12 protein-coding genes are annotated in these 13,135 nt (G+C 61.4%); 1 reads left to right on the top strand and 11 read right to left on the bottom strand.

Translation table 11 applies throughout. The features are described from left to right. Positions 1–83: 83 nt before the first annotated feature. From AC097N_RS00140 to AC097N_RS00095, 10 genes are all read right to left on the bottom strand, one after another. A complete protein-coding gene (locus tag AC097N_RS00140; RefSeq protein ID WP_479579180.1) occupies positions 84–1,076 on the bottom strand; it encodes a Bug family tripartite tricarboxylate transporter substrate binding protein in 993 nt (330 codons plus the stop codon). Between the two features lie 25 nt (positions 1,077–1,101). Continuing rightward, positions 1,102–1,896: an SDR family oxidoreductase gene (locus AC097N_RS00135; protein ID WP_479578709.1), complete on the bottom strand. Its 795-nt coding sequence runs from the start codon at positions 1,894–1,896 to the stop codon at positions 1,102–1,104. Between the two features lie 19 nt (positions 1,897–1,915). Then, the gene (locus tag AC097N_RS00130) at positions 1,916–2,833 is read right to left on the bottom strand and encodes a DMT family transporter (RefSeq protein WP_479578708.1); all 918 of its coding nucleotides are present in this window, start codon (positions 2,831–2,833) and stop codon (positions 1,916–1,918) included. Between the two features lie 46 nt (positions 2,834–2,879). Continuing rightward, positions 2,880–4,505, bottom strand: coding sequence for a gamma-glutamyltransferase family protein (locus AC097N_RS00125; protein WP_479578707.1), 1,626 nt, complete (start codon positions 4,503–4,505; stop codon positions 2,880–2,882). A gap of 1 nt (position 4,506) precedes the next feature. After that, the gene (locus AC097N_RS00120) at positions 4,507–5,799 is read right to left on the bottom strand and encodes a DUF3422 family protein (RefSeq protein ID WP_479578706.1); all 1,293 of its coding nucleotides are present in this window, start codon (positions 5,797–5,799) and stop codon (positions 4,507–4,509) included. 143 nt (positions 5,800–5,942) lie between these two features. Further along, positions 5,943–7,454, bottom strand: a complete 1,512-nt coding sequence (locus AC097N_RS00115) for a tripartite tricarboxylate transporter permease (RefSeq protein WP_479578705.1) — start codon at positions 7,452–7,454, stop codon at positions 5,943–5,945. Between the two features lie 11 nt (positions 7,455–7,465). Beyond that, positions 7,466–7,954, bottom strand: coding sequence for a tripartite tricarboxylate transporter TctB family protein (locus tag AC097N_RS00110; protein ID WP_479578704.1), 489 nt, complete (start codon positions 7,952–7,954; stop codon positions 7,466–7,468). Positions 7,955–8,047: 93 nt separating this feature from the next. Beyond that, a complete protein-coding gene (gene tfpB, locus AC097N_RS00105; RefSeq protein ID WP_479578703.1) occupies positions 8,048–9,838 on the bottom strand; it encodes a type IV pilus assembly ATPase TfpB in 1,791 nt (596 codons plus the stop codon). Next, positions 9,835–10,593 carry a class I SAM-dependent methyltransferase gene (locus AC097N_RS00100; RefSeq protein WP_479579179.1) on the bottom strand — a complete coding sequence of 253 codons (759 nt, stop codon included), beginning with the start codon at positions 10,591–10,593 and terminating at the stop codon, positions 9,835–9,837. The genes tfpB and AC097N_RS00100 overlap by 4 nt, the downstream gene beginning before the upstream one ends. Positions 10,594–10,606: 13 nt before the next feature. Next, positions 10,607–11,140, bottom strand: a complete 534-nt coding sequence (locus AC097N_RS00095) for a DNA-deoxyinosine glycosylase (protein ID WP_479579178.1) — start codon at positions 11,138–11,140, stop codon at positions 10,607–10,609. Positions 11,141–11,211: 71 nt separating this feature from the next. Between AC097N_RS00095 and AC097N_RS00090 the strand changes: the two genes are divergently transcribed. Then, positions 11,212–12,210 (top strand): LysR substrate-binding domain-containing protein, encoded by a 999-nt coding sequence (locus AC097N_RS00090; protein ID WP_479578702.1) that lies wholly within the window; start codon positions 11,212–11,214, stop codon positions 12,208–12,210. Between the two features lie 22 nt (positions 12,211–12,232). Here AC097N_RS00090 and AC097N_RS00085 read toward each other — a convergent pair whose 3' ends face one another. After that, on the bottom strand, positions 12,233–13,084 hold the full coding sequence (locus AC097N_RS00085) for a TatD family hydrolase (RefSeq protein ID WP_479578701.1): 852 nt from the start codon (positions 13,082–13,084) through the stop codon (positions 12,233–12,235). Positions 13,085–13,135 lie beyond the last annotated feature (51 nt).

The following is a 13,135-nucleotide window of genomic DNA, read 5'->3' as shown; positions in this document are numbered from 1 at the left end:
TCACTGCGTGTACTGCGCTGCCCCCCGAGGGGGCTGGCCTTGCTTGGGGCGGCCCGGCGCTGCGGCCGGCCTCGCTGAAAACCTCACTGTGCCTGGAATCCGCTGGTCTTGATGATGCGGGCCCACGTCTGGGCATAGGCATGCTCACGGGTGGTCAGTTGCTGGGGGGACATGTAGCCCACGGTCAAGCCCATGCCCATCAAGCGATCGCGCATCTCGGGCAGGGCGACGACCTTGGCCACCGCCTCGGAAAACTTCTCGATCGCGGCCTTGGGTGTGCCGGTTGGGGCAAAAATGCCGTAATAAGGAACATCTTCAAAACTCGCCAAACCCAACTCGGCGAGGGTCGGCACGTCCGGCAGGGCAGCCTGGCGCGTACCGCCCAGCACCGCCACGATGCGGACCTTGCCGGCCTTGTGGTTCTCAATGAAATCCGGCACGGACGCCACGCCGGCATTGATCTGGTTGCCCAGCATGTCCGCCATCATCGGCGCGCTGCCCCGGTAGGGTGCGGCCTGAAGGTCCAACGCATACTTTTGCCCAATGACCTTGACCAAAAACTCGGGGACCGAAGCCGGCGCGGGCACGCCAACCGTGCCCTTGCCTGCGCCCTGGCTGCGCACCCAGGTGACGTACTCATTCATCGACCTGGCAGGCGTACCGCCGGAGACAGCCAGTGCATTGACAAAGGTGGCAAACCCGGCCACCGCTACAAAGTCGCGTGCCGGATCGAACCCCGGGTTTTTCACCACCAGCGGCAGGATGGAAATCGTGTGGTCATGCGACAGAAAAAAGGTGTTGCCGTCCGCTGGCGCGGCCTTCAGGGCCTGGGCCGCAATCTGGCCACCCGCCCCCGCACGGTTCTCGACGATCACCGAGGTCCCCAACTGGTCTTTCAACTTCTCGGCCAGGGTGCGGGCAATCGCGTCCGTTCCCCCGCCTGCCGGAAAACCGACCAGCAAACGAATGGGTGCACTCTCGGCCTGGGCCACCGTGCCCAGCAACAAGGCGCTGAGGGCCAAGGTATGGCGCAGCCCACGGGCCACGCGCTTCACAGCAAATTCGAACATCACCATCCTCCGGTTGAACAAGACGAACAGGTCAGAATGTACCGGGGTACGCCCCCCCATCCGCGAGCACGTTTTGCCCATTGATGTAGCCCGCTTGCACGCTGCACAGAAAAGCACAGATCGCGCCAAACTCTTCCACATGACCAAAGCGCTGAGCCGGGATCGTCTTGCGCCGCGCCTCGGCAATCGCTTCAATGGGTTGACCTGTTTTTTGGGCTGCCCCTTGCATCGTGCCCTTGAGCCGGTCGGTGTCAAACGCCCCGGGCAGCAAGTTGTTCATGGTGACGCCCTGCGCGGCCAACTTGCTGCGCGACACGCCCGCCACAAACCCGGTCAGTCCGCTGCGCGCGCCGTTGGAGAGGCCCAAAATATCAATGGGCGCCTTCACCGCGCTGGACGTGATGTTGATGATGCGGCCAAACCCGCGCGCCGCCATGCCATCGACGGTTGCCTTGATGAGTTCGATCGGCGTGAGCATGTTGGCGTCCACGGCCTTCATCCAGGCATCACGGTCCCAATCGCGAAAGTCGCCGGTGGGTGGGCCTCCGGCATTGGTCACCACGATGTCAAACTCGCGGCGCACCGCAAAAACCGCCTCACGGCCCTCAACCGTGGTGATGTCTGCAGCAACAAATTGGACTGTAGCGCCCGCAGGACGTGCGGAGTCAGCTATTAATTTAGTAGCAGCCGCCTGCAGCGCCTCAGCGCCTCGGGCGACGATCAGAACATTCACGCCTTCTTGCACCAGCGCCTGGGCGCACCCAAACCCCAGCCCCTTGCTGGCGCCGCAGACCAGCGCCCATTTTCCTGCAATGCCCAAATCCATGTGAATATCTCCTTTGGTTTCAATGACCCGGGGCGGAACGCCCACTGCGGGTGAATACAAATATGCCGGCGATGACCAGCACCGTGCCCGCCGCCACCCAGGCCGTGAAGGGTTCCCCCAGAATCACCACGCCCATCAGGATGGTGGACATGGGGCCCACCATGCCGGTCTGGGCCGTCAGGCCCGCACCAATGCGCTCAATCGCCATCATCACGACCAGCACCGGCACAGCGGTGCAGGCAATGGCGTTCAGTACCGAGAGCCAAATGACCTCCGGCGCCACGGCGGCGGCGCTCAAGGGGCGCAGCAGCACAAACTGGGCAATGCACAACAGGCAGGCCACCGTGGTGGCCAGGCCCACCAGTCGCAAAGACCCGAGCCGGCGCACCATCTCGCCGCTGAAGGTCAGGTACAGCGCGTAACTGATCGCGCTGAGAAACACCAGCAGCGCACCCAGCGCCACATCGGCACCGGCCAGCGTGATTTCATGACCAAACACCAGCAACACCCCGCCATAGCTGATGGCCATGCCCAGTACTTGTTGGCGCTGGATTTTGCGTTGGTAAAGCACCAAGCCCAGCAGCAGCACCAGCGTGGGATTGAGGTACAAAATCAGCCGCTCCAGTGAGGCGCTGATGTAGGCCAACCCGGCGAAGTCCAGAAAGCTGGCCAGGTAATACCCGGTCACGCCCAAACCCAGAATGCCCAGCCAGTCCTTGCGCGTGAGCGGTGGCTTACCGCGACTGGCCCACCAGGCCATGACCGCAAAAATCGGCAGCGCAAACAGCATGCGGTACATGATGAGCGTGACCGCGTCCACCCCGTGCCGGTACGCCAGCTTGACGATGATGGCCTTGCCGCTGAAGGCAATGGAGCCCAACACAGCCAAGATCAATCCATTTGCTATATTTTTAGTAGCTACTTGCGCTTGATGCATATGGGCTAGAGGCACTTTTTATATAAATAATGGAGGCAGGACACGGTCAAAACCCGACCGCCTGCCCATCACGGCGGGCATCGCTGGCGGCCACGTAGCCCTGCACGGCGGGGTCACCGGCGCGCCAGATGAACTGGCCCGCGCCAAAGTCCTGATACGAGTCCTGAATCACGCCCACCTGGTGGCCGCGCCCGGACAGGCCCTGCACGGTGGCCGCATTCATCGACGCCTCGACATTGATCTCCAGCCCGTTATTGAAACGCCAGCGTGGCGCATCGCAGGCGGCTTGCGGGCTTTGGCCATGGTCCAGCATGCGCACCAGCGTCTGCACATGGCCTTGGGGCTGCATGTTGGCGCCCATCACGCCAAAGCTCATCACCGGCTGGCCGTCTTTCGTGAGGAAGGCCGGAATGATGGTGTGAAACGGCCGCTTGCCCGGCGCCACCACGTTCGGGCTGGCCGGGTTCAGGCTGAAGCCATGGCCCCGATTTTGCAGGCTGATGCCAAAGCCGGGCTCCACACAGCCCGAGCCAAAGCCCATGTAGTTGCTCTGGATAAAGCTCACCATCATGCCGCTCTCGTCCGCCGCGGTCAGGTAAATCGTGCCGCCGGTGCGGTGCGGGTCCTGCGGGCTGCCCGCCTTGAAATCTTGCGCCCGGGTCATGTCGATCAGCTTCGCCCTAGAGGCGAGGTAGGCCGGGTCCAACAGCTGCGCCACGGTGACTTCCATGCTCGATGGGTCTGCCACAAAACGGTACACATCGGCAAATGCGAGCTTCATGGCTTCAATTTGCAGGTGCTGTGAATCCACGCCGTCCACGGCCAGGCCCTTCACATCAAACTGGTCCAGAATGCCCAGCGCGATCAGGGCTGCAATGCCTTGCCCGCTGGGCGGAATTTCGTGCAGCGTGTAACCGCGGTAGTTTTGGGCAATGGGGGTGACCCACTCGGGGCGGTGTGCGGCCAGGTCCTGCAGGGTCAGGCTGCCCCCCTGTTGCGTCGAGAAACCGGCCAGCGCCTGGGCGATCTCGCCCGTGTAAAACGCGTCACCTTGGGTCGCCGCGATGGCCCGCAGACCACGCGCTGCGGCTGGAAACTGAAAAAACTCTCCCACCCGCGGCGCACGTCCATGCGGCAAAAAGGCGGTGGCAAAACCCGGCAGGCCCTGGAGCTCTTCGATGGGCGCGGCCCATTTTTGCTGCACCACAGGCGGCACCAGATAACCGCGCTCGGCCAATTCAATGGCCGGAGCCATCAGTTGTGCAAACGGCAATTTGCCAAAACGCTCACTCAAGGCCACCCAGCCACTCACGGCACCGGGCACGGTGACCGAATCAATGCCCCGCTTGGGCGGCGTCTGGACAGCGTCACCATATTTTTTTTGAAAATACGCCGGCGTCCAGGCCTGCGGCGCGCGCCCCGAAGCATTCAAACCCTGCAGTGCCTGGCCGTCCCACACCAGGCAAAACGCATCACTGCCCAAGCCGTTGCTCACCGGCTCCAGTACCGTCATGGCCGCCGCCGCAGCCACCGCAGCATCCACCGCATTCCCACCTTGGTGCAGCATGCGCAGGCCCGCCTGCGCGCCCAGGGGGTGCGAGGTGGACACCACATTGCGGGCAAACAGCGGCAGGCGCGTCGAGGTATAGGGGTTGCTGAAGTTGAAATCCATCTCAGCCTTTGAACAGCCGGTGGTGCAACCGCCGCAAAGACCACCAGACCCCAAACGCCACAAACGGAATGGCCGCCGCAGCGGTTCCCTCGGCGCTCACCGGCCACCCCAGCACATGCGCGCCTTTCGCCATATAGCTCACCAAGCCGACGATGTAATAGGTGATGGCCGCGACCGACAGACCCTCCACCGTGGACTGCAGCTTGAGCTGCAGGTCCTGGCGGCTGTTCATGGTGGCCAACAAGGCCTGGCTGCTTTGCTGCTGTTCAATTTCGACACGGGTGCGCAGCAGGTTGCTGATGCGTGACACACGTTGTGACAAGGCATCTTGCCGCCGGGTGACCCACTCGCAGGTGCTGCGCGCCGGGGACAGGCGACGGTCCATGAACTCGGCAATGGTCTGCATGCCAAGCAGCACCGACTCGTTGATCTCGCTGATGCGTTTGTCCACCAGCTCAAAATAGGCCACGCTGGCTGACAGCCGCGAGTGGGTGGCGGCATGCTGGCTTTCGACCTGTCCTGCCAGCTTGGTCAGCCGGTCCAGTAACAAGGGCTCGTCATCGCGCGTGGCGCTGCGAATGGCACTGGCCAGTTCGGCCAACTCACGCTCGGCGCTTGACAAAACAAACGTTGCATCGCGCGCTGCGGGCAGGCCCAGCAGGGCCGCCATGCGGTAGGTTTCAATCTCCAGCAAACGCTGCACCAAGCGGCCCAGACGGCGCGGCGACAGATCACCCGCCAGCAAGACCATGCGAGAAAAACCGTCGGCATGAATGGCAAAGTCAGTGTAGACCTCGCCTGCGTTGCCCGCCACACTGGACGCCACCAGGGTGTCGTCCATCAGCATCTGCTTGACCACGACCGCTGTATGGGGTTCCTGCATGGACAGAACCCAGACGTGCAAGCTGGAGAGGCATTCACCGGGCAGGCGGGCGAACCATTCCTGCGGCACGGCATCAAGGGCGCGAACGGGCTGCTGGTCGCCCATCCGCTCGGCAGGCAGCGGGCACATGAAGGTCCAGGTAACAAACTCGGTGTGCAGTTCCCAGCGGATATGAAATTGCCCCATGTCCATGCGGAAGTGGCTGGACTGCGCGTCCGGCAAGGGCAGATGGTGCTCCCGCAGCAAGGTCTCCACGTGCGCCCGGCTGGCGGCGCGCTGGGCGGCATCACACACCATGACCACATGCGAGATGGCCAGTGGCGCCACCAGCGCCTGCGGCGGCCGGGCGTGAATTTCATTGTGCAGCGTGGCGCGTTGGGGGTGCTGGTGCAGATGAGGCGTGAGTTGCATGAAAGTTCCTTGAGCTGTCATTGTGCCGTACCGGCACAGACGATTGTTCTTCCCCGACTACCGCAATAACTGTGCCGCAGCACCTTCGTAGCAAGGCTAAAAAAAAGGCACCCGAAGGTGCCTTTTCATTGACCGGACAAGGGTCAGTCTTCGACAAACGCCTCTTCGCGTTTCTTCTTGATCGACGGCAGCAACACAATCACCAGCAACAAGGCCGCAACTGCGAGCAAGCTGGCCGACAGACCACGCGTCACAAACACGCTCCAGTCACCACGCGAGAGCAACAGGGCCCGGCGCAGGTTTTCTTCCATCATGGGCCCCAGGATGAAGCCCAGCAACAAGGGCGCCGGCTCCATGCCCAGCTTGATAAACGTATAGCCAACAATACCAAACAGGCCCACCATCCAGATGTCCCAGGTGTTGTTGTTGGTCGAATACACGCCAATGGCGCAGAACAACACAATGGCAGGAAACAACCAGCGGTAAGGCACGCTCAGCAGCTTGATCCAGATGCCGATCAACGGCAGGTTCAGGATGATCAGCATCGCATTGCCAATCCACATGGAGGCAATCAGGCCCCAGAACAACTCGGGGTTGCTGGTCATCACCTGAGGACCCGGCTGGATGTTGTGGATGGTCATCGCACCCACCATCAAGGCCATCACGGCATTGGGCGGAATGCCCAGGGTCAGCAAGGGAATAAACGACGTTTGCGACGCAGCGTTATTGGCTGCTTCAGGCGCTGCCACGCCACGTATATTGCCCTTGCCAAATGGCACTTCGCCAGGTTGAAGCTTGGTTTTCTTCTCGATGGTGTAGGCCGCAAAGGCCGCCATCACGGCACCGCCGCCAGGCAAGATCCCCAGGACCGAGCCGAGTGCCGTACCGCGCAACACTGCGGGCACCATGCGCTTGAAATCCTGCTTGTTGGGCAACAAACCCTTCACATTGGCCGTGAACACCTCACGCTCGCTCTCATGCTTGCCCAGGTTGCTGATGATCTCGCCGTAGCCGAACACGCCCATGGCAATCACGATGAAACCGATGCCATCGGTCAACTCGGGGATGTCAAAACTGAAGCGGGCCACACCCGAATTCACGTCAGTTCCCACCAGCCCCAGCAACAAGCCCAGCAAGATCATGCCGACCGCTTTGAGCAGCGAACCGGAGGCCAGCACCACCGCACCGATCAAGCCCAGAATCATCAGGGAGAAATACTCTGCCGGGCCAAACTTGAAGGCCACCTCGGTCAAGGGCACGGCAAAAGCGGCCAGCACCAGCGTCCCCACGCAGCCTGCAAAGAAAGAGCCCAAACCGGCAGCGGCCAGCGCCGGGCCTGCCCTGCCCTGACGCGCCATCTGGTAGCCATCAATCACCGTCACTACCGACGAAGACTCACCGGGCAGGTTGACCAGAATGGCGGTGGTGGAGCCGCCGTATTGGGCGCCATAGTAAATACCGGCCAACATGATGAGCGCCGACACCGGTGGCAATGCATAGGTGGCAGGCAACAGCATGGCAATGGTGGCCAGAGGGCCAATGCCGGGCAGAACGCCAATCAGCGTGCCCAGCAGGCAGCCGACGAACGCATACATGAGGTTGATCGGCGTGAAGGCCACGCCAAAACCAAGCGCCAGGTTAGTAAATAGATCCATGGTTCAGTTCCTTAACCTGTGATGAAGGTGGGCCACACCGGAAATTGCAGCTTGAGCAGCACGATGAAGGCCAGGTAGCTCATGATGGCCAGCACGGTGGCCAAAATGACGACGGCCTTGAGTTTGAACTCTTCACCGGCCAAACTGGCGATGAAAGTCAGGGCATAGATACCGACGATCAGGCCCATGGCGGGGATCTTGAAGGCGGGAAGTCCGCCCAAGGCCAGACCGAACACCAGGTTGGCAGCGATGATGAAGAACAGGGGCTTCAAGGCCCACGCTCCAATTTTTTCACCGTCTTCGGTTTCCACAACCATGGCCTTGAAGGTGATCACAGACCCCAACACGGCCATCAACACACCCAGCACCAGTGGAAAGTAACCCGGACCCATGCGGGCACCGGTGCCAACGCTGTAGGTGGTGGCACCCCAGGCAAAGGCAATGCCGACGCCCATGAACAGCAGGCCGGAGAAAAAGTCTTTTTGACTCTTGATATTCATTTTTTGGCTCCTCGAATAATACGAACAGCCAATTCTGCACGGTAAAGCCACCCCACAGGCATGTGGATTTCACCTATGAAGCATTCCCCGGGCTCAGGTCAGCGGCGGTGTGGAGGCCAGCACTTCTTCAACCACCGTCAGCCCTTCAGCCACCCGCAGGGCCCCGGCGAGCCGCAAGGGGCGCATGCCATCCATCACGGCCTGGCGTTTGAGCGCATCGGTGTTGGGCTCGCGGTTGATCTTTTCCTTAAAGGCTTCCGTGACCACCAGCAACTCATACAAACCCATGCGACCCATGAAACCGGTCATGCGACAGTCCACACACCCCACAGGCTTGAAGGGTTTGTAACCACCATTGATCTGCCATGGCTTGACGATCTCGGCCAGCACCTCCCGCGTGGCATCAGGATCAGGCACTTTGCAAAGCTTGCACAAGGTGCGTACCAGTCGCTGTGCGAGCACGCCGAGCAAGGTGGCGTTGATGAGGTAGGACGGCACACCGAGTTCCATCAGCCTCGTGACCGCCGAGGGCGCATCATTGGTGTGCAGGGTGGAGAACACCAAATGGCCCGTGAGCGCCGCCTGCACCGCCATTTCGGCCGTTTGCTGGTCGCGGATCTCGCCGACCATGATGATGTCAGGATCCTGGCGCATGAGGGCCCGCAACCCTTCAGGAAAACCAAAGTCAAGCTGGGTCTGCACCTGCGTCTGGTTGAAGGACGGCTCGATCATCTCGATCGGGTCTTCCACCGTGCTCACGTTCACCTCTTCGGTGGCCACGCGTTTGAGCGTGGAATACAGCGTGGTGGTCTTGCCGGAACCGGTGGGGCCGGTCACCAGAATGATGCCGTAGGGGCGCTTGACCAAGGCCTCCCAGCGCTGCGCGTCGTGCGCAGCAAAACCCAGCGCGTCCAGATCCTTCACTGCGTTGTCGGGATCAAAAATCCGCATCACCATCTTCTCGCCAAAGGCGGTGGGCAAAGTGGAGATACGCATCTCGATCTCGTCACCGCGCGGGTTGCGGGTCTTGATGCGGCCGTCCTGCGGGCGGCGCTTTTCCACCACGTCCATGCGGCCCAGCAACTTGATGCGCGCCGTCATGGCGTTGAGCACGCCCATGGGCATCTGGTACACCGGGTGCAGCACGCCGTCAATGCGAAAACGGATCACGCCCTGCTCGCGCCGCGGCTCCAGGTGAATGTCGCTGGCGCGCTGGTCAAACGCGTACTGCCACAGCCAGTCCACCACCTGCACAACACCCTGGTCGTTGGCGTCGAGCTGCTTGTTGGTCTTGCCCAACTCCACCAGTTGCTCAAAGCTGGCGCCACCGCTGTTGCCACCGGCCTTGTTGGCCGCCCGCACCGATTTGGCCAGCGCAAAAAACTCGGCCGTGAACCGATGAATTTCCTGCGGACTCGCCACCACCCGGCGCACCCGGCGGCGCGACTGGCGCTCCACCTCAGCCACCCAGTCAATGATGAAAGGCTCGGTGGTCGCCACCACCACTTCAGTAGGCGTTACCTGCACCGGCAATATCTTGTGGCGCTCGGCATAAGCCGCGCTCATGGTGTCTGCCACCTTGCCCACATCGACCTTGAGCGGGTCAATGCGCAAATAGTCCAGCCCGGCGCGCTTGGCCACCCACTGGGTCAGCAACTCGATGTCCAGGGGTTTGTCATCACTGGCACGGCGCACCGACACACTGGCCAGCCGCACCAGCGGGTGCTGCACGCTCTCGGCCTGGGCACAACGCGCGGTGATGCGCTGTGCCTCCTCCACGCTGATCACGCCGTCGCTGTGCAGCCACTGCACCAGCACGCGCCAGTCCAGCGGGCCGGCAAACGCCACTTTGGCAGGCGCCTTGGGGTGGGCAGCGCCGGTCATGACACCATGGGTTTGAAGACGCGCACCCACTTGGTGGCAGGCAGGCCCCATTGGGCCTGGATGACTTCGGCACGCGGCATCAGCAGCTCCCGCTTGGGGCGGCTCGGGGTGCATTGGGCCAGCACCACGGTATTGCCTTCACGTGTGGGTTTGAAGGCCCATACCGCGTCAGCGCCGAAAGCGGCCGATATCTTTTCAACGCTGCGCGCGAAACTGGAGGCCCGGCCAAACAGGTTCACCGTCATGCAGCCCTCGGGCGTGAGCAGGCGTTTGCAGTGGTTGTAAAAGGGCAAGCTGTCGAGCACAGGCGCAGCGGCCTCGTGGTCATACAGGTCCACCTGCAGGGCATCCACCGTGCCCCACCACTTGGGGTTTTGGATTTCAAGCGCGGCATCAGCCAACACCACCTGCATGCGGGTGTTGTCGGCCGGCAGTTTGAACCAGCCGCGGCAAGCGGTCAACACCTGCGGATTGAGTTCAATGGCCACGGTTTTCATGCGCAGTTCTTTGTGACAAAACTTGGTCAGCGAGCCCGCACCCAGCCCGAGCTGCATGGCCTGGCGCTTGCTCACCGAGTCCGGCTCTACAAACAGCAACCAGGCCATCATGCGCTGAATGTATTCGTGGAACAACTCGGTCGGAGCATCCATCAGCATGGAGCCCTGAATCCATTCGGTGCCCAGGTGCAGGTGGCGAAGCGAGCCTTCGTCGGAGAAGTTGACTTCAGGGAGGGTGTTGGTGCGTTTTTTCAAGATGAGGGCATTATCCTCAAAGCCCGGCCGCGGCCATCACCTCGCGCCAGGCGGCCAGCTTGCGCTCGAAGCTCCAGCTGGCGTTGGCCGGGCTGGTGGAGGGCAATTTGTAGACAGGCAAGCCCAGCGCCGCCGTGTACCGGGCATGTTTGAAGCTCTCGCCGCCGTTGTGGGCGATGGCGGCGAGTTGCCGGCAGCGCCGCGCCAGGCCCGCAAAGTCGTTGACATCAGCATTGCGAATGGCGGCATCCAGGCTGCCTTGGCGCTCGCAGGAGGCGTAGACGTCCCACACACCCAGCCCCCGCTCCAGCAGCCAATTGCTACGTTTTTCATAGCTACTTGCCCACATGTCTATTGGGCTAGAGGGCCAAATGGCTTGAAGAATCCGCCAAAACTGGTTTTGTGGATGGGCGTAGTACTGCTGGTGCGCCAGCGAGGCAGCGCCGGGGAAGCTACCCAACACCAGCAGCCGGGTATCGGCACAGACGATGGGGGCGAGGCCAGTGAGGCGGGGTGCTTGATTCGGGTGGTTGGGTATGTCTTTCAGCATCTGGGGGACCGGTTGACCCAGCATTTTGTTTTCAAAAAATCGGACTGCACGGGTCGCTATCATCACCCGTCATGAGCCTGCTTACGTCCTTTCGTTACCTTGTCGCCCTCCATCAACACCAGCACTTCGGACGCGCCGCAGCAGCATGCCACATCACGCAACCCGCGTTGTCCAATGCCATTCGTGCCATGGAGGAGGAATTCGGCACCGCCATTGTCAAGCGGGGGCGATCTTTTGAAAGCTTCACCCCGGAGGGAGAACGCATATTCATCACCGCCCAGCGGGTCATCCATGAACAGGAGTTGCTGCAGCAAGATCTGAAAAGCACGGCAGACCGGCCTGTAGGCTGCCTTACGCTGGGTGCAGTTCCTTCGGTGATGCCGATTGCCGCGCGGTTTGCCGGCATGCTGCAAGGGCGGCACCCGGGCCTGTCCCTGGTTCTGCGGTCGATGAGTTCACCCGACATTGAGGCCGGTCTGGAAAATCTCTCATTGGATATGGCACTGGGGTATACCGAGCGACTCAAATCCAGGGGCACCAAAATTGCAACCCTTGATCAATACACCGAACGGTATTACCTGTTGCGCCGCGCCGCCAAGCCCGCCAAAACTGGCCTGCACATGGTGGGCAAACCGATGACATGGAGAGCCGCGTCGCAATTGCCCATGTGCCTGCTGACGACGGAAATGCACAACCGCACCATCATTGACCTTGCGTTTCAAAAGTCCAGCGTCAAGATCAAGCCAGTTATTGAAACCAACTCCATTCTGGCACTTGGTTTGACCGTGCTGGTAGGCGAAGTCAGCAGCATATTGCCGAGCGCGCTCGTGGGGGTCCTGCGTGGTTATGCCGAACTGGAAACCGTGCCGCTGAACGCCCCTGAGGTACTCACACCCATTGGGTTCCTGTTTGCTCAGTCTGACCGACCTTCCCGTGCGTTGCGCGCCGCCATCGACCTGGCGCAATCCGCCAAGTGGCTTCAACACATCGCCGCTCATACTGGCGCGCTCGAAACAACGACGCCCTCCGACCGCGCCTTGATCACGGCTGCACAAAGCCAAAGCGTCTGAATTTCTGTCTCTTTCTCATTGTTTAAATCGTCATTAAAGCACGCAGTCGCGGCAAGGCGGCCATCGCGTTGCAGGTCGTGGCCGCGGCCAACTCGTCCGCGGTGATGCCGCGCAAGGCGGCCAGTTCTGCACCAATGCGTGGCAACTCGCCGGGCTCGTTGCGGCCCTGCGCTGCGCCGCCCGCGCGCTGCTCGGCCGTTTTGTACAACCAGTGCGGCGGCATGTCGGGCGCATCGGTTTCCATCACCAAAGCGTCCAGGGGCAAGGTAGTCGCCAGGCGGCGTAACTGCTGGGCCCGCTCATAGGTCAGTGCACCGCCAAACCCGAGTTTGAAACCCAGCGCGATGAATGCCTGGGCTTGTTGGTCGCTGCCATTGAAGGCATGGGCAATGCCCTGCCACGCCGTGTGGCGTCCACCTACATCCCGCAGGCCCTTGAGCAGCCGGTCGGCGGAGCGGCGCACGTGCAGGATCACTGGCAAATCGTGTTTGCGTGCCAGCTTGAGTTGCGCCACATAAAAGTATTCCTGCCGCTCGCGCAGCGGGCTCTCACACAAGGCAGGCACAAAAAAATCCAGCCCGATCTCGCCCACGGCCACCAGATGCGGGTCGTCCCGGTAGCGCAGCAGCATTGCATCCAGGGTTGCCAGATCCGTCTCTTGTGCACGTGCCACGTACAGGGGATGAATGCCCAGCGCATAGCCGTCACAGCCTTGGTGCGCGAGTTGGCGAACGGCATCGAAGTTGCCTACCTCCACGGCTGGCAACACGCACAGCGCTACGTTATTGATAGCTGCCTGCGAACGTACCGCCTGGGCTGCAGCCTCAAACTCTGGCGCATCGAGATGGCAATGGGTGTCGATCCAGAAATTCATAAAACGTGGATACCTTGTTGTCGTCACAGAGTTGACATCAAAACGTCATGT

It is taken from the genome of Rhodoferax sp. LS1R11 (assembly GCF_056521395.1).
Note: the sequence above shows the minus strand (reverse complement) of the source record. Positions and strands in the feature narration are given on the sequence as shown.

Coding starts and splice junctions, on each gene's coding strand:
- AC097N_RS00095 (WP_479579178.1), bottom strand. CDS start 11,140: ATGCTGAAAGACATACCCAACCACCCGAATCAAGCACCCCGCCTCACT.
- AC097N_RS00135 (WP_479578709.1), bottom strand. CDS start 1,896: ATGGATTTGGGCATTGCAGGAAAATGGGCGCTGGTCTGCGGCGCCAGC.
- AC097N_RS00090 (WP_479578702.1), top strand. CDS start 11,212: ATGAGCCTGCTTACGTCCTTTCGTTACCTTGTCGCCCTCCATCAACAC.
- tfpB (WP_479578703.1), bottom strand. CDS start 9,838: ATGACCGGCGCTGCCCACCCCAAGGCGCCTGCCAAAGTGGCGTTTGCC.
- AC097N_RS00125 (WP_479578707.1), bottom strand. CDS start 4,505: ATGGATTTCAACTTCAGCAACCCCTATACCTCGACGCGCCTGCCGCTG.
- AC097N_RS00130 (WP_479578708.1), bottom strand. CDS start 2,833: ATGCATCAAGCGCAAGTAGCTACTAAAAATATAGCAAATGGATTGATC.
- AC097N_RS00120 (WP_479578706.1), bottom strand. CDS start 5,799: ATGCAACTCACGCCTCATCTGCACCAGCACCCCCAACGCGCCACGCTG.
- AC097N_RS00085 (WP_479578701.1), bottom strand. CDS start 13,084: ATGAATTTCTGGATCGACACCCATTGCCATCTCGATGCGCCAGAGTTT.
- AC097N_RS00140 (WP_479579180.1), bottom strand. CDS start 1,076: ATGGTGATGTTCGAATTTGCTGTGAAGCGCGTGGCCCGTGGGCTGCGC.
- AC097N_RS00115 (WP_479578705.1), bottom strand. CDS start 7,454: ATGGATCTATTTACTAACCTGGCGCTTGGTTTTGGCGTGGCCTTCACG.
- AC097N_RS00110 (WP_479578704.1), bottom strand. CDS start 7,954: ATGAATATCAAGAGTCAAAAAGACTTTTTCTCCGGCCTGCTGTTCATG.